General features: G+C 42.2%; 17 protein-coding genes. 7 read left to right on the top strand and 10 right to left on the bottom strand.

The window, feature by feature from the left end; translation table 11 throughout:
* The first annotated feature begins 64 nt into the window (after positions 1–64).
* On the top strand, positions 65–313 hold the full coding sequence (locus FTU37_RS09595; protein WP_078193158.1) for a hypothetical protein: 249 nt from the start codon (positions 65–67) through the stop codon (positions 311–313).
* Positions 314–410: 97 nt separating this feature from the next.
* Here FTU37_RS09595 and aqpZ read toward each other — a convergent pair whose 3' ends face one another.
* Positions 411–1097 (bottom strand): aquaporin Z, encoded by a 687-nt coding sequence (aqpZ, locus tag FTU37_RS09600; RefSeq protein ID WP_078190501.1) that lies wholly within the window; start codon positions 1095–1097, stop codon positions 411–413.
* 165 nt (positions 1098–1262) lie between these two features.
* Positions 1263–2273 carry an AraC family transcriptional regulator gene (locus tag FTU37_RS09605; RefSeq protein ID WP_168378986.1) on the bottom strand — a complete coding sequence of 337 codons (1011 nt, stop codon included), beginning with the start codon at positions 2271–2273 and terminating at the stop codon, positions 1263–1265.
* Positions 2274–2384: 111 nt separating this feature from the next.
* On the opposite strand from FTU37_RS09605, the gene FTU37_RS09610 reads away from it, so the two are divergent.
* The gene (locus FTU37_RS09610; RefSeq protein WP_168378987.1) at positions 2385–3005 is read left to right on the top strand and encodes a hypothetical protein; all 621 of its coding nucleotides are present in this window, start codon (positions 2385–2387) and stop codon (positions 3003–3005) included.
* A gap of 375 nt (positions 3006–3380) precedes the next feature.
* Here the strand turns inward: FTU37_RS09610 and hisF are convergent, their stop codons facing one another.
* The gene (gene hisF / locus FTU37_RS09615) at positions 3381–4142 is read right to left on the bottom strand and encodes an imidazole glycerol phosphate synthase subunit HisF (RefSeq protein ID WP_320109244.1); all 762 of its coding nucleotides are present in this window, start codon (positions 4140–4142) and stop codon (positions 3381–3383) included.
* Positions 4143–4252: 110 nt separating this feature from the next.
* Here hisF and FTU37_RS09620 point away from each other — a divergent pair, with 110 nt between their 5' ends.
* Genes FTU37_RS09620 through FTU37_RS09630 form a run of 3 tightly spaced genes read left to right on the top strand, consistent with a single transcriptional unit; the run spans position 4253 to position 6289 of the window.
* Positions 4253–5203 carry a homoserine kinase gene (locus tag FTU37_RS09620; RefSeq protein ID WP_168378988.1) on the top strand — a complete coding sequence of 317 codons (951 nt, stop codon included), beginning with the start codon at positions 4253–4255 and terminating at the stop codon, positions 5201–5203.
* Positions 5204–5230: 27 nt separating this feature from the next.
* Entirely contained in the window at positions 5231–5857 is a 627-nt protein-coding gene (locus FTU37_RS09625; protein ID WP_168378989.1) for a DUF1294 domain-containing protein, read from the top strand.
* Positions 5858–5896: 39 nt separating this feature from the next.
* The gene (locus FTU37_RS09630) at positions 5897–6289 is read left to right on the top strand and encodes a hypothetical protein (protein ID WP_168378990.1); all 393 of its coding nucleotides are present in this window, start codon (positions 5897–5899) and stop codon (positions 6287–6289) included.
* A gap of 348 nt (positions 6290–6637) precedes the next feature.
* Here FTU37_RS09630 and FTU37_RS09635 read toward each other — a convergent pair whose 3' ends face one another.
* A complete protein-coding gene (locus FTU37_RS09635; protein WP_168378991.1) occupies positions 6638–6997 on the bottom strand; it encodes a helix-turn-helix domain-containing protein in 360 nt (119 codons plus the stop codon).
* 96 nt (positions 6998–7093) lie between these two features.
* On the opposite strand from FTU37_RS09635, the gene FTU37_RS09640 reads away from it, so the two are divergent.
* The gene (locus tag FTU37_RS09640) at positions 7094–8425 is read left to right on the top strand and encodes an APC family permease (protein ID WP_168378992.1); all 1332 of its coding nucleotides are present in this window, start codon (positions 7094–7096) and stop codon (positions 8423–8425) included.
* A gap of 56 nt (positions 8426–8481) precedes the next feature.
* On the top strand, positions 8482–9891 hold the full coding sequence (locus FTU37_RS09645) for an FAD-binding oxidoreductase (RefSeq protein ID WP_168378993.1): 1410 nt from the start codon (positions 8482–8484) through the stop codon (positions 9889–9891).
* 70 nt (positions 9892–9961) lie between these two features.
* Here the strand turns inward: FTU37_RS09645 and FTU37_RS09650 are convergent, their stop codons facing one another.
* The 6 genes from FTU37_RS09650 to FTU37_RS09675 all read right to left on the bottom strand — a co-directional run bounded on the left by FTU37_RS09650 (position 9962) and on the right by FTU37_RS09675 (position 15137).
* Positions 9962–10876, bottom strand: a complete 915-nt coding sequence (locus FTU37_RS09650) for a DMT family transporter (RefSeq protein WP_168378994.1) — start codon at positions 10874–10876, stop codon at positions 9962–9964.
* A gap of 82 nt (positions 10877–10958) precedes the next feature.
* A complete protein-coding gene (gene hisA, locus FTU37_RS09655) occupies positions 10959–11690 on the bottom strand; it encodes a 1-(5-phosphoribosyl)-5-[(5-phosphoribosylamino)methylideneamino]imidazole-4-carboxamide isomerase (protein WP_168378995.1) in 732 nt (243 codons plus the stop codon).
* A gap of 193 nt (positions 11691–11883) precedes the next feature.
* Positions 11884–12648, bottom strand: coding sequence for a hypothetical protein (locus FTU37_RS09660; protein WP_168378996.1), 765 nt, complete (start codon positions 12646–12648; stop codon positions 11884–11886).
* 433 nt (positions 12649–13081) lie between these two features.
* Positions 13082–13747 (bottom strand): 3'-5' exonuclease, encoded by a 666-nt coding sequence (locus FTU37_RS09665; protein WP_168378997.1) that lies wholly within the window; start codon positions 13745–13747, stop codon positions 13082–13084.
* Between the two features lie 177 nt (positions 13748–13924).
* Positions 13925–14398 carry a DUF805 domain-containing protein gene (locus FTU37_RS09670; protein WP_168378998.1) on the bottom strand — a complete coding sequence of 158 codons (474 nt, stop codon included), beginning with the start codon at positions 14396–14398 and terminating at the stop codon, positions 13925–13927.
* 268 nt (positions 14399–14666) lie between these two features.
* Positions 14667–15137: a DUF805 domain-containing protein gene (locus FTU37_RS09675; RefSeq protein ID WP_168378999.1), complete on the bottom strand. Its 471-nt coding sequence runs from the start codon at positions 15135–15137 to the stop codon at positions 14667–14669.
* Positions 15138–15390: the final 253 nt, after the last annotated feature.

Genomic DNA, 15390 nt, shown 5'->3' on the forward strand with positions numbered 1-15390 from the left:
GTTGAAATCTTTTTCACGTATTTCTATTGCAGCATCAATACAACAAAAAAGAAGGATATCCAACATGTTTAAAGCATTTGAAAATGACACAGCGTCGCATGCAATTCATGACTTAACACTAGAAAATGGCCAAGATCGAATTAATATTTATGGCAACTTACAGGTGACGAAAGACCAAGCAGGTTTAGCTGCAGCGAAAGCTTTACAGGCATTTTTCAATGATGTGGTGACCACGCTTGAGGCAGAAACCAACTTAGCTGAAAAAATAGCGCAGGGCGGTGAAGACAACGAAGTGGAAAATCCATTTCTTTAATGCTGTGTTATCGGCTGTCGAAGGACGCAATGCTCAATTCGGGATGAATGAAAAAAAGCTCACAGGTTGTGAGCTTTTTTATGGTGTCTTTTTCTATTTATGCGTCTTTTGCCATCAGTTTATAGATGACCGCACCAATCACCGCGCCAATGATAGGGGCTACCCAAAACAGCCAAACTTGTGACAGCGCAGCAGTTTCAGCAAAGAATGCGACACCCATACTACGCGCTGGGTTGACTGAAGTATTGGTGACGGGAATGCTGATCAGATGGATCAATGTAAGCGCAAGACCGATCGCAATTGGGGCAAATCCAGCAGGGGCACGTTTATCCGTTGCTCCCATGATCACAATCAGGAAGCCAGCCGTCAGCACAATTTCAATGATTAAGGCTGAGAGCATAGAGTATTTGCCCGGAGATAACTCACCATAGCCATTGGTGGCAAAACCGCCGACACCGGTAAATCCGGCCTGACCTTGTACAATGATGAATAGAATAAATGCGGCGAGGGTTGCACCCAGCAATTGAGAAATAATATAGGGTGCTAGTTCTTTGGCTTCAAAACGACCACCGGCCCACAAGCCGATACTCACGGCAGGGTTAAAATGTCCCCCTGAGATATGACCCAGCGCATAAGCAGCCGTTAACACCGTTAAACCGAAGGCCAGTGCCACGCCTGCGAAGCCAATGCCAAGTTCAGGAAAGGCCGCAGCCAAGACCGCACTACCACAACCACCAAAGACCAGCCAAAACGTACCAATCAGTTCTGCTAAATATTTATTCATTTAAAACTCTATTTGTTTTTGTCATTTGGAATAGATTTTCAATCTTTCACTCAGCATGAGTGCAATCTAGTTGTGAAGTGTTGTTTTATTCATTTATTGAATATGCATAGCTTTAATGGATTTTGCTGAAAATCACAATATATAAAATGATAACTGCGTCACATTTTAACTTACTGCTTCAATTTGCGATAAGCGCCATTGCTGTGGGGTTAAATTTCGCCATTGTTTAAAAGCACGTTGAAATGCACTCTGTTCTGAATAACCCAGCAGTAGCGCAATTTCTTGCAAACTTAAATGTGGGTCTCTTAAAAATTCTTCAGCCATCATACAGCGCACCTCCTGCATGCGTTGCTGATAGGTGCTGCCTTGTTGTTGTAAATGGCGTTGTAATTGTCGGACGGACAGATTCAGTTGAGTAGCGACATGTTCAATTTGGAACTGATTTTTTTGTAAACCCATTAAGATGGCTTGCTGTAAGCGTTGGTCGATTTGCGTGGTATTCGGCAGCTTTTCCAATAAAGACTGTGCCTGTTGCATTAACAGTTTTTGTAAGGTCTGATCGCCTTGGGAAAAGGGGCGAGACAGTTCTTGAATGGGAATAATAACCTTCGACTTTTCTTGGGAAAATCGAACTTTACAGCGAAAATATTGTTCATACTGAGCGACATTTTTCGGTGCAGGATTATGAAAATGCACTTCGTGTAAATTAATATCTTCAAAACGCATGAATAATTTTAGAAACTGCAGCATTAAGGCAATCGCAATTTCATCGGTCAATTGATTGGCCATATTCATGGGTAAATCATTCCAACCGATCGAGAAAAAATCATTTTGAATATCAATCAGCAATGGACTACCATCGAAGATTAAGCGATGAAAATCATGGTAGCGGAGCAGCGCTTCGCCTAAGTTTTCACAGGACAGGGCAATATACGCAATGATGCCAATATGTTTGGGTTGCACATGTTCTGCAATTTCTAAACCCAGCGCTGGCTTTTGGATCTTTTGATCTAAATCCATCAATAAATCACGCCAAACGGCATAATCAAAACGTTCTAAGTTTTGAACTTTATTCAGTTTTTCAGGAATAGCAATGCCTTGAGCTTGGTGATAAGCATAGAGCAAATGGCCCAGTCCTCCATAGACCGATCCTGTATAGTCCTTGAGTTGTTGCATATTTTTTTAATTCTAAATTTTGTCGTGTTTTGTCAATAATATTAAAAAAAACGGTCAATATCTAGCCCTCTTCATTACCTATAGTGGAGCTAAGAAAAGGAGATATTGGTCATGTTAAAAGGTTTTATTGCAGGGTTGGTCGTCGCCAATGCCTTTGAATGGGTCGCGCATAAATATGTTTTGCATGGGACACATCGGTCAGGCAAGCCACGTTTTAGTCCAGTACCGAAAAGCATGAAATCACATTGGGAACATCATCGTGAAGTTCGAAAAACAGATTTTCATGATCATGGTTATGTTGAAGGTGTACAGAACTGGCGCACGAAAAATGAAATATTGTCACTGGTGGCAGTTTCAGCCGTATTTGTCCCGCTTTTTTATCCCATTTCCAAAGGAATGAGTTTGTCTGTGCTGTACTGTGCAGGGAATTATTATTATATCCATCGTCGCGCACATCTTGAGCCAGAGTGGGCGATGAAAAAGATTCCATGGCACTATGACCACCATATGAACTCAAATCAGGATGCCAATTGGTGTGTGACCAAGCCGTGGTTTGATTATATTTTAGGGACTCGGGTGATTTCCTCGGCGAAATTACAGGAACAGAACCCATTGGGTGTGTTACTACCGACAGCGATTGCGAAACCATTGTCACACTGGGTCAATCGGGTATTTCCTGCAAAGTGGGTCGCTGAGCGCGAAAAGCCAGTTGTACTTCTTGAAACGGTCTAATATGAATGCGCTGTGCGTTTTGACAACGAGCGTTGCTACCCATTTGAGCTGTCGCAATTTGTCAATAAATTATGAATCTACTGTCAATCAAATACAGTGTAAATGCCCTATATTTAAATCATCAAAAGGCTTGTACACGACGAGTTGATTGATGAAGTTGCTATGTATATTTTTTCATTTGTTTTACGTATCAGACCAAGTGCTGTAGTTTTTCTTGGTTTATAGGAGCCGACAAGGCTCCTTTTTTTATGTCTATAGTAAATCAATTGCATGGGCGATGCTCTGCTGTAACTCCATGTTGTTGCATCAAAAACACCAAAGCAAAAAAAAGAGCGAATCATCGCTCTTTTTCAATCTTCATTGAAAACAAGCCCATTAAAGACGCATTTCAATGCCTTGTTCTGCTAGATATTTTTTCGCTTCAGGAATGGTGTGTTGACCAAAGTGGAAAATAGAGGCTGCAAGCACCGCATCTGCACCGCCTTTTAAAATACCATCGGCCAAATGTTGTAGATTACCGACACCACCAGAAGCAATGGTTGGAATGGTCACACGGTCATTGATATTACGCATCAGTTCAATGTCATAACCGGCTTTGGTTCCATCGGCATCCATCGAGGTGATAAGTAATTCACCTGCACCGAAGTCCGCCATTTTTACTGCCCATTCGATGGCATCGATGCCGGTTTCTTTACGACCACCGTGGGTGAAAATTTCCCATTTATTATCGCCGGTTTTTTTCGCATCAATAGCAACCACAATACACTGTGCGCCAAAACGCTGAGAGGCTTCTTGTACAAATTCAGGGTTATAAATAGCCGCAGAGTTAATCGAAACTTTGTCCGCACCCGCATTTAATAACAGGCGGATATCTTCTACTTTACGCACGCCACCACCGACTGTTAATGGCACAAATACAGACTCAGCCATACGCTCTACTGTACGGTAAGTGGTATCACGACCATTTGAGGTTGCGGTAATGTCTAAGAAGGTAATTTCGTCCGCACCTTGTTCGTTATAACGGCGTGCAACTTCAACTGGATCGCCTGCATCACGAATATCAAGAAATTGAACACCTTTCACTACACGACCGTTGTCCACGTCGAGGCAAGGAATAATACGTTTAGCAAGCATAATTTTTTCCAAAAATAACAGCCGATTATGAAACTTCGCGACTTAGATGCTACACCTTAGTAGTCGGAGCGGTTATTCTATCAAAAATATGTAAGTTTTTTCGCAGGTTTTCTATGTCGGTTTATACCACTTTGACTTTAAAGGAAGTTCAGGATTTTGCAGCACCTTATGGACTGGAGGTGATTGACCTGATTCCGATTCAAGGCGGTATTCAAAATACCAACTATTTTATTGTTTGCGAAAATGGTACGCAGTATGTATTAACCGTTTTTGAAGAGATGGACGAGCAAGGTGCAGGGGAGTTGGTTCCTGTACTTGAACACTTGGGGCAGGCTGGTCTAGCTGTGCCTGTACCATTGAATCATTCAGGTAAAGCGATTCATAGCTTAAAGGATAAACCTGCTCAGATTGCGCCACGCATGCAAGGTCAACATCCCATGCCTGCGAGCTTAGCGCAAGCAGAAGCGATTGCTGTAGCCCAAGCGAAAATGCATGTGGCTTTACAAGACTTCCCTTTGGAACGTGCAGAATATCGTGATCATGCTTATTGGTTACAAGTTTCACGTGATATTCGTCCAACATTAAATGAAGCAGATACCATGCTGCTTAACAATCTATTGGGCTTATATGACATCTTAACAGCGATGTATCCAGACCGTCCTACCGGTTTTATTCATTCTGATTTGTTTCGTGACAATACTCTATTTGAAGGTGATCAACTCAATGGCATTTTAGACTTTTATGAGTTAAATAAAGACGAACTCTTGTTTGATATTGCTATTACTTTAAATGACTTCTGTACTGAATATCCGGATGTACATTTGAATGAAGACAAAGCCATTGCCTTTTTAAATGCCTATGAAAGCGTGCGCCCATTAACCGCAGATGAAAAATCATGCCTAGAGTTGTATTTGGCGATGGCGGCAGGTCGCTTCTGGATGATGCGTTTACAGGTGGCACAGAAAAATGCGGCAGAAGGCCGTACAGGTGATGATATTTTGCAGAAAAACCCTGCTGAAATGCGTAATATGCTGATTGAACGATTAAAATTCGTCACAGCATAAATTTTAAAAACAACGAGAGGGAAAAGCATGCGTGATCAAGGACGCTTAGTAGAATGGTTTGATGATAAGGGCTACGGCTTCATTCAACCGAACGATAGCACCAAAGATCGCGTATTTTTGCACATTAAAGACTTTTCCCGTCCCGGCCCACGACCAATCGTGGGCTGCGCGTTGGATTATGCTGTGATCTTAGACGAACGCGGACGCTTTCGTGCGCAGCAAGTGCATTATTTAAAAGCCTCACAAACCAAAGCTGCACAACGTCCCAATAAAAAAAATGTGGTGCAGATGCCGCGTCAGGCAGAGCCGATGCAAATCTTGTGCATCATTTATATTCTCGCCTTGGCGGGTTTGTCTGTGGCGGGTTTACTCAGTGGCATGGTGCTGCTTTTTGTGAGTATTATCAATGTCCTGACCTATTGGTTCTACGCTCAAGATAAAGAAGCTGCGCAAATGGGGAACCGACGCGTGCCAGAAAATACACTGCATCTTTTGTCTTTTTTAGGTGGGTGGCCGGCGGCATGGCTAGCTCAGCAACGTTTGCGGCATAAAACACAAAAACAACCGTTTCGAAAAATATATTTCTGTACTATAGCCTTTAACATATTACTGATTTTATGGCTAATTTCACCATTTAATATCCTACATATCTAGGGTGGAACGATCCGCAAAATCATCATGACGGAGAGCGAAATGAATTATTCCATTGATAAAGATCCAAACCGCCTGCTCACGATTATTTTGTATATTCTTTATATTGTGGCGATTTTTTCTGCCGGCTTGCTTGCGGTCCTCGCGTTGATTATCAATTACGTCAAACGCAGTGATGTGCGCGGCACGATTTTTGAAAGCCATTTCACTTGGCAGATTCGCACGTTTTGGTGGTATCTCATTTGGAACATCATTGCTTTCGTGCCTTTTATTTTTCTGTTCTTTACCGGCAATAATGCCAATGCTTTTGCAGGTGTAGCACTGGGAGCGAGTACCTTCTGCGTCACGGTAATCGGACTGTCTTGGTTATGGATTGTGTACCGCGCGATTAAAGGTTTAATTCGTGTCAATGACAATCGACCGATGTATGAGTGAATACAGCAGCATAATGACAAGCGACCCATGGGTCGCTTTTATTTTTTCGTTTGACCATTCGATAGGCGGCATCAAAAAAAATGCTCTTTTATAAAGCATTTGCACATAAAAGTGCTTAACTTTGGTTATTTAAGCAAAATTGACTATACATATTTAAGAAATATAACTTACATTTTTAATAAAATAACTTTGCTTATTTAATTTTATTAATTTACATATTTATTTTTATTATTATACATTTTTAATAATACAAATTTACGTTTTTACTAAAATAACTATACATTAATGTATAGTTATTTATTTAAATTATTTTCTGAATTTTTATTTAACATTACAGCAGTTTAGGTATTAGCTATAGAATCGACCACGGCGACGGCGCATACCTAAAACGTGTATTGCGCGTACCAATACCGCATACGAAACAGGATAGCTAAATCGCTGTTCAAATAATGGAACCAGATCACTTATATTTTTAAATTTTGTATTTTTTACAAACACTTGAAATTCATTCCAGTCGCGAATGTGGCCCGGTGCACCACGGTTTTTTGCGGCTTTTGGGAGCAAACTTCCGGTCTCTTCCTCCAGGCGAATCCAAGCATCCAAGGTGACTCGAGAGATGTTAAACTCTTTGCAAACAGCCACTTTGTAATCAGTTTTTTTATACATCAGAATGGCTAATTTTCTAGTTTCTAAATCATACTTTGGCATTTTTTGAATCATCATTAAAATAATGAATGAATATTATATGGCATGTTGATTGCAAAAGAACCTGTAACGCAAATAAATATAGTTCAGGTGACGTGCATGGAAACTTCAGCGTCTGTTTTAAAAAAAATGTCTTTATGGCAAGTGGTGATTATTGGTGTCGCATATATGACGCCAATGGTTGTGTTTGATACTTTTGGCATTGTGTCCGGTATTACAGATGGCCGTGTGCCGCTGGCCTATATTTTGGCTTTATTTGCCATGCTCCTCACCGCATTTAGTTATGCGCGTTTTAGTAAACATTCGGATAAATCGGGTTCTGCTTATACTTACACGGCAGAATCCTGTGGGCCTCAAACTGGATTTTTTGTCGGTTGGTGTTCTTTACTGGATTACATCATGTTGCCTTTGGTTAATGCGCTGTTGGCAGGCATTTATTTAGAAGCGGTCATTCCAAGCGTACCGTATTGGGCGTGGGTGATTTTATTTACCAGCTTGGTCACTTTAATCAACTGCTTTCGTATCAATATATTGGCCAACTTAAGCATGATCTTTGTTTGCGCACCTATATTGCTGATGGGCTTTTTTATTTATTTGGTCATTCAAGGGGTAGGGAGTGAGCAAGGTTATGCGCATGTCTTGACGCTCACACCGCTATTCAATGGTGATACGTCAATTTTGCCACTCATCGCAGGGGCTTCAATCCTGTGCTTTAGCTTCTTAGGTTTTGATGCAGTGACCACCATGTCACATGAAACTAAAGATCCGAAACGTACTATTCCGCGTGCGGTTATCCTCACCACGCTTACGGGCGGTGTGATTTTTATTACGGCATCCTGGTTTGTGCAATTGTATTTTCCAACCAATGTCCGTTTTAACAATCCAGATGAAGCGCTGCCTGAGATCGTCCTGTACGTGGGCGGGGCGCTATTCCAATCGGTATTTTTATGCGCCCAAATTATGAATACATTTGCCTCAGGGCTTGCCACGCATGCCAGCGCATCACGCCTGATTCATATTATGGGACGAGATGGCATTTTCCATAAAAGCACATTCGGTCAAGTCCATAGCAAGTTGGGCACGCCTTTATATGCAGTCTTGTTGATTGGTTTGATTTCCTTGGCAGCCATTCGTTTAGATTTAGCCACCGTGGTCAGCATGATTAGCTTTGGTGCCCTCATTGCCTTTACAGCTGTGAACTTCTCCGTGTTTATGAAGTTTTATGTACGTGATGGTCAACGTCATGGTCTTAAAAATATCTTTCTCAACCTGATTTTACCACTGCTTTCAGTGGCTACGCTGATGTGCCTTTGGGTGAATTTAGAACACAACGCCTTGGTTTGCGGTGGCATTTGGTTGGCAGTAGGCGTTGTATTGTTCGCTTATAAAAAGTTAAGAAAACAAAACATTGTGATTGGTAGTGCGTATTAAGTGGCTGAAGCCTCTATAACGATTAAATAGAATTGATAAATAGGAATGTAAATAAAATGAATACAAAGCCAAAATTTGTAAATGATGTTGAATATAAAAACAGTGTCAATGTGCAAAGCGGTAAAGAGTGGAATTGGGTCAATCCTGTGCGTGGCAGTTTTGATTTTCCAGCCAATTACTATGAAAGCTCATTAAGCGCATGGCAGGCTTTTGATGCCCTTGATGCAGATATTGAGTGTGATGTGGTGGTGATTGGTGGTGGCTTATTGGGTGCGTCCACGGCACTGCATTTGGCAGAACAAGGTGTAGATGCAGTATTGGTCGAAAAAAACCGTATTGGTAGTGCTGCATCGGGGCGTAATGGTGGGCAATTAACCCCAGGCCTGGCGCGTTGGGAAGCAGGGGAAATGATTGAGCACTTTAGTTATGAAGAGGCTAAACGCTTATGGCACTTCACTTCGACGGAGGCGATGTCTTTAATTGACCAAATTGCGCAGAACTATGATTTAGATCTACAACGCAAACATCAGCACATTACCGCAGCCGTACACCCAGGGCATTTGGTGGGTTTAACCGAAGGTGCAGATGCGCGTAAATATTTGGGTGAAGACCATACCCAGATTATGGGCAAGCACGAGTTGTTTGAGCATGTGAAATCGGAAAATTATTATGGCGGTTTACTCGATACCCTCGGCGGGCATATTCATCCTTTGGCTTTAAACCGTGGCCTTGCTTATGGTTTTAGTCAACAAGGTGGCAAAATTTATGAGCAAACCGAAGTGCTGTCGGTGGATGAGCGTGAAGATGGGATTTATGTGACGACTACTGGCGGTGTGATTAAAGCACGTAAGAGCGCCGTGATTGGGGTACATCATGCCTCATTTAAACTGCTGCAAAGCCATAATCAAACCACCATTCCATTTTATACTTATGTGTGTACCACAGCGCCCTTAGAGCTCGATCTTGCTGAAATTCTGCCGAGCGATGCACCTGTGTACGATACACAGTTCCAAATTGATTATTATCGCGGGGTATCTAAAAACCGTTTGCTGTTTGGCGGTGAAGGGACGGGTTCTTGCTGGACGCCTGAAAAAACCCATGATTATTTACTGAGCCGAATCAAGCATGTGTTCCCGCAATTGAAACAGGTTGAGCTGGATTTTGTTTGGAGTGGCACCACAGATTTAACCATGAATGGCGCAGCCGATAGCCGTAAGTCCGATGGGAAATATCCGATTTATGCCGTGCAAGGCTGGAGTGGTCATGGTGTGGCGCAAACCGTGCGTATAGGCAAAGCCATTGCCGATGATTTTTGTGGCAATGCCGATGATTTTAAAATGCTCACCAGTATTCAGCATCAGGACATTTTGTTTGGTCGCGCACTTGCACCGATGGTGATTCCAATGGCGAAAACCGCTTATGGGCTGGGGGCTATGGTCAATCCGGGCAAGATGGTGTCCTTCTAAATTTAAGCCTCCTTTATTTATGAAGGGTATCATGCAAAACAGCCCTCGTCATTGAGGGCTGTTTTGAGGGTTAAGATATTTCTTCTGTAGTTTTATCTATATTTTTCTTTAACCATTTCGGCCGCCATTCACTCACAATCACACCAAGAACTACACACAGTCCGCCAATGAGAGCGAGCGGTGTTAAGCGTTCACCGGCAAGCCGCCCAATGATCGCGGCCCAAACCGGTTCACCTGCATAGATGATTGCTGCCTGTGCAGGATCAACCATGCGCTGCGCCCAGTTCATCACCAGTTGAATTACGGCGCTGGCCAGACCTAATCCACAGAGTACAGCGATTAATGGCCATTCAAATTTTGGTAAAGTGGTTTCACCCACCAGTGGGGCAAAGCAAAAACAGAACAGAGAGGCAAATGCCAACTGTAGAACCGTCACTCTGCGCAGATTGACGCGGGGTGCAAAATAGCTGATCAAGATAATTTCAAAAGCAATGGCAATCGACCCGAGCAGCGTAATGATTTGCCCAAAATTGAGCTGAATAGCGCCAAAACCATTACCAGTTAAAAAAACCAAACCGACAAAAGCCAAACTTACTCCCAGCCATGTCATCAGATGTGGTTTATGCCGAAAACACAGCCACATAAAAATCGGAACTAGCGGTACATACAGCGCGGTTAAAAAAGCCGATTCACTGCTGCTGATGCTTTGCAAGCCGACTGTTTGCGTCGCATAGCCGATCGCGATCACCGCGCCAATACTTGCGCCTGCAATGACATCATATTGAGAAAAATGTCTAAGATATTTGAGCGATAACAGACTCACAGCCAGTGTAGCTGCGGCAAAACGTAGACCGACAAACAGCACTGGACTGCTAAAATTTAAACCGTATTGCACGGTGATAAAACTGGCGCCCCAAATCATGGTAATCAGGATGAGTGCGAGCTGCGGAAACTTGGCTTTCCAAGCAGATTGGACGGTTGGCATGTGTATTTGATTGTTCGAAGAGGGGAAATAAAAATGAGAAATAAAAAAAGAGGCCCGAAGACCTCTTTTCTGCTCGGGTAAATTACAGGCTTTGTTGATCAAGCAGTAATTGAGCTTCACGAAGGTTCAATGTGCCTTCATAAATTGCACGGCCGGTAATCGCACCTAAAATGCCCGGTTGGCCTTTTAAGTTACGCACGTCGTCAAGGTTGGTCACGCCACCCGATGCAATAACAGGTAAGCCTGAATACGTTGCAAGGTTAACGGTTTGTTCAACGTTCACACCTTGCATCATGCCATCACGTGCGATGTCGGTGTAGACAATGCTTGATACGCCAGCATCTGCAAAGCGTTTAGCAAGATCAGTGGCTTTCACGTCAGTGACATTTGCCCAACCATCAGTTGCTACCATGCCGTTCATGGCATCGATACCGACAATGATATGGCCTGCAAATTTTTTGCACGCTTCTTCAACAAATTCAGGCTCTTTTACTGCTTTTGTACCAATGATGACAAACGAGACGCCCGCATCAAGGTAATGTTCAATGGTGTCAAGAGAGCGGATACCACCACCAATTTGAATTGGCAATTCAGGCTGTGCTTTAGCAATCGCTTCAACCACAGGCTTATGAATCGGTGTACCAGCGAAAGCACCGTTTAAATCTACCAAATGTAAGCGACGCGCGCCTTCATTTACCCAATGCTGTGCAGTTGCCACTGGATCGTCAGAAAATACGGTATCGTCTTCCATACGACCTTGTTTTAAACGGACACATTTGCCATCTTTCAGGTCAATTGCAGGGATGATCAGCATGCTTTCGCTCCTTGCTCAATCAAATTAAGAATAAATTTGTGCCTAATCTTATCAAATAAACGGCTATTCACTAAATGCTAATATCAGAATTGATGAATTAAAAAAGCCTGACATGTGTCAGGCCAGTGCAAATAGAGGATTGGATTTTATTCTTGGTCTATAAAAATGCGCTGTGTATTAGTGTTTTTAGTCATTAAACATAAGCGGTTGTTTGTAATAAATCGCTGTTTACGGATTGAAGTAAGCTACCGACATCGTATAAGCCTTGATTGAGGGCTGTGGTACTTTCACCGACCACTTGAACGAGATCACCGACTACAGGAAGTTCAGTGGCAATCGATGTAATCGGTGCAATGTCATCCAGTAAGGCATCTAAAGTGCCTGAAACATCTTGCACGACACTACCCACACTTGCTAAAGGATCGTTCAGGACGGATGTTAATAATTCGGTAGGATCAATACTGGCCACATAGTCGCCCGTTTCAGCCAACAAGCCAGTTAAATTACCCGTAGTTTCGCCTACTGCATCCAATAGACCGCCCAACAATGGCAGGTCAGAAAGTACATCTGTGATTGGTGCAGCCACCCCACTGAGATGATCAACCAAACCTGCAACTTCAGTCACAGTTTGACCGACCACACCAGTTACGCCATTGAGAGCGGTCTGTACACCGCCGAGAAGATCACCTGTCGCTAGTTGATCGGCTACCGCATGTAAGCCATCACCTAAGGTGCCGACTAACTGATTTTCAACTGCGAGTACTTTTTCGATGGTCCCACCAATGAGCGGAAGCTCAGTCAGTGCATCCGTTAAGGGCGCTGTTAAGCTACTTACGGTCTCTAATACGCTGTCTACTGTATCCAAAACAGTATTTAAAACCAGTCCAACTGCTTTACTGATCCCTTGTAAAGTCAGGCTGAGTACACCGCTGATTTTTCCTGTAAATAAGTTCAACATGTCAGATTCTCCAAGTTTTTAAATTATGATGTGTTATGTATTTGGCAGATTTGTTTTAGCAAAAGGGGACTGATGAAAACAAATTATGAAAGTATAGAATGAATGAGATAAATCATGTAATTCTGCTAGAAAATCTAGAGAGATCAAAACCTTAGTCGAATAAAAATATAAATGTGTATTAATGTAATTAAAATGAGTTAAATCAAAGATATAAATGTACTTAAAAGGTGCGATTTTATTTTTTTTAGACTGTGCTGTGACTATTTTTAAGGCAATAAGGTACTGTTCAAATCTTTAGCGCAAATAAACTGCAAATTCATTGGCACTCTTCAGCCGATCTTTGCACTTGGTCTTGCCATAGATTGGGGCAATATCCAGTTACAGAGCGGTTACATCGCTGAATATAATTTAAATCATTAAAATAATTAAGGGTTTATAATTTCATGTGCGGACGAATTCTTAGTTTGAGGGAGGTATTGGGAATGGTTTTAGGTAATAAGCCACGTTGTAATAATTCTTCAAAGACCAAAACAGGGGCATAAGCATCGGCAGCGGCATAACGAATTTGTTCTGGATTTAAGCGCTTTTTGGCCCAATTGGAGGTGCTGACCGATTTAGATTTTGGAAAATTCACACGAAAAAGCAGTGCCATGGCATTTTTTAAACCGACGGGTTGGCTTAAACCAAAAGAAGCAAAGCACTTGGAGAGTTCCAATACACTATTCAGTTCGATGCCTTTTTTACGAAATAAATGCGCATCATTTTTTAAGCCAAAACCCACTTTAATTTGATCACGATTACTCAAGATTGGTCTTAAAAAATCCCAAGTGCATTCGTTCATTTGAAACAACCACGCCTGTTGCGCCGTCGCAAGTTGGATTAAATGTGGACCGGTAGAGACCTCACCTTTACGAAAAGTCGGCTTAGATTCAGAGTCGAAACCGAATAAGGCAGTCGTCTGCAATTCATCGGCCCAGTGTTGGCATTGTTCTGCATTGTGAATGACATGGATCTGCTCTGGCACTAAATTTTGGAACAATGGAAAATTTTTAATCTGTTCTTTTGTTGGCAAAATAGGTGTCGGTAGAGCATCAGTCATTGTGATTTAATTCAAAGGCTTGTTGTTGCAGCCTAGAGCGTTTAGTAGGGAAATGCAAATACCGAGATGCGGCGTTGAGCATGAGCCTTTGACTCACCTGCCTGTCATAGCGCGTTGCTATGACAGTGATGAGAGGACTTAAAGACAGTGACCAATAGGCTTAAAGTCAGTGACGACTTAAAATAGAAAACGCGCAGTAAATAATACATTTACCAAGATCAGTAAGAATAAACCGATAAAGAGAAAGGCGAGAACCACCTCCCATGTTTTGGATGCACGTGGCTCACCATATTGATTGGCATTTGCAGACCCGGGGATGAGCATCAGCGCAATGCACATGACGATATTGAGCAACGGAATCAGCTCTAAGAGTGCAAACCAGCCTGAGAGATTAAAGTCATGCAAACGACGCACTGAAAAAATCATCAAAGGGATCAGCATTAAAACATTTAGGATAAATCCAATCACTTGCGTCATTGGATTTTCAGCGTGAGCTATTAGGGCATTGAGAGTATTGGGCATCATGCTGACAATCAGCAGCATCAGTATGCTTAGCATGAGGCCATAGAAGACATTCCAACCGATAAATGACATGCGATTAAAGCGACCGTCAAGGTTCCAGCCAGAGTTAATATTGGGTGAATTATTCATATTAAATGATCTTAAATTATCGTAAAAAGTATTGTTATCATTCATTTTTAGCCGCAAAAAATTGAGCTAAAAACGACATAAAAATGTGAAAAAGTACAGGATTTGATCCTGTACCAAAAAAGCGCGTTGATTATAAAGGTAAAGTACAAAAAAAGCCCACTTGTGTGAGCTTGTTTGAGTAGATGTATTGCTGTTTAGAGCGATCTAGGCGGCATCTAATGATTTATCATTATTGTTGTTGAATCGTGGCTTGTTGAGAGCGGATCACTTAGTTTTGGTAAGACGGAATCATGATCGCAGCAAGTATCCCGACTATAAACACCACGATATACAAAACAGCCAGCACGGTTTCCCAGCCTTTGGTCGGGCGTGGTTGTCCAAAGCTATTACTACCGCTATTACCCGGTGCAAATAACACATAGAGCGCAAACAATATATTCACTACAGGAACTAAGATCAGCAGTGCAAGCCATCCTGAATGGTCTCGGTCATGTAAACGACGGATTAAGAAAATGACGCTGTAATAAATGACGATGGCATACATGATAAAGAAAATAATCATGAGTGGCGTTGACATAGCACCCTCAGTCAGCGCATTTTGCGCACCGGGTATGAGCAGGCCGACCACAACAGCAATTAGCGTAAAAATAATGCCGAGAAGTAGATTCCATGCAAGATATGCGCGACGGCTAAAGCGACCACTGGCTTGGGTCGGTGAGTCAGATGTGAAGGTATTCATTATTATTCCTAGGCGTTGGTATTTTTATAAGTAGGCAAATTCTAAAATGAATATGTAGAAAATAAAAGGATGAAAAATAAACTGTACAAAAAAGCCCACAAGGAGCGGGCTTTTTTGCGGTGAAGGATGTCCCGTCCTGAAATAAGTTTACACCTTAAGAGACTTATTTTATGGAACATGCACAAGAACAACGAGTTAAACGCACACAACGTGATTATAGCTTCGCCTTTAAAATGATGGTTGTACATGAAGT

This window comes from Acinetobacter sp. YH12097 (genome assembly GCF_013419225.1).
Taxonomy (GTDB): Bacteria; Pseudomonadota; Gammaproteobacteria; order Pseudomonadales; family Moraxellaceae; genus Acinetobacter; species Acinetobacter amyesii.

Coding starts and splice junctions, on each gene's coding strand:
- FTU37_RS09595 (WP_078193158.1), top strand. CDS start 65: ATGTTTAAAGCATTTGAAAATGACACAGCGTCGCATGCAATTCATGAC.
- aqpZ (WP_078190501.1), bottom strand. CDS start 1,097: ATGAATAAATATTTAGCAGAACTGATTGGTACGTTTTGGCTGGTCTTT.
- FTU37_RS09605 (WP_168378986.1), bottom strand. CDS start 2,273: ATGCAACAACTCAAGGACTATACAGGATCGGTCTATGGAGGACTGGGC.
- FTU37_RS09610 (WP_168378987.1), top strand. CDS start 2,385: ATGTTAAAAGGTTTTATTGCAGGGTTGGTCGTCGCCAATGCCTTTGAA.
- FTU37_RS09620 (WP_168378988.1), top strand. CDS start 4,253: ATGTCGGTTTATACCACTTTGACTTTAAAGGAAGTTCAGGATTTTGCA.
- FTU37_RS09625 (WP_168378989.1), top strand. CDS start 5,231: ATGCGTGATCAAGGACGCTTAGTAGAATGGTTTGATGATAAGGGCTAC.
- FTU37_RS09630 (WP_168378990.1), top strand. CDS start 5,897: ATGAATTATTCCATTGATAAAGATCCAAACCGCCTGCTCACGATTATT.
- FTU37_RS09635 (WP_168378991.1), bottom strand. CDS start 6,997: ATGCCAAAGTATGATTTAGAAACTAGAAAATTAGCCATTCTGATGTAT.
- FTU37_RS09640 (WP_168378992.1), top strand. CDS start 7,094: ATGGAAACTTCAGCGTCTGTTTTAAAAAAAATGTCTTTATGGCAAGTG.
- FTU37_RS09645 (WP_168378993.1), top strand. CDS start 8,482: ATGAATACAAAGCCAAAATTTGTAAATGATGTTGAATATAAAAACAGT.
- FTU37_RS09650 (WP_168378994.1), bottom strand. CDS start 10,876: ATGCCAACCGTCCAATCTGCTTGGAAAGCCAAGTTTCCGCAGCTCGCA.
- hisA (WP_168378995.1), bottom strand. CDS start 11,690: ATGCTGATCATCCCTGCAATTGACCTGAAAGATGGCAAATGTGTCCGT.
- FTU37_RS09660 (WP_168378996.1), bottom strand. CDS start 12,648: ATGTTGAACTTATTTACAGGAAAAATCAGCGGTGTACTCAGCCTGACT.
- FTU37_RS09665 (WP_168378997.1), bottom strand. CDS start 13,747: ATGACTGATGCTCTACCGACACCTATTTTGCCAACAAAAGAACAGATT.
- FTU37_RS09670 (WP_168378998.1), bottom strand. CDS start 14,398: ATGAATAATTCACCCAATATTAACTCTGGCTGGAACCTTGACGGTCGC.
- FTU37_RS09675 (WP_168378999.1), bottom strand. CDS start 15,137: ATGAATACCTTCACATCTGACTCACCGACCCAAGCCAGTGGTCGCTTT.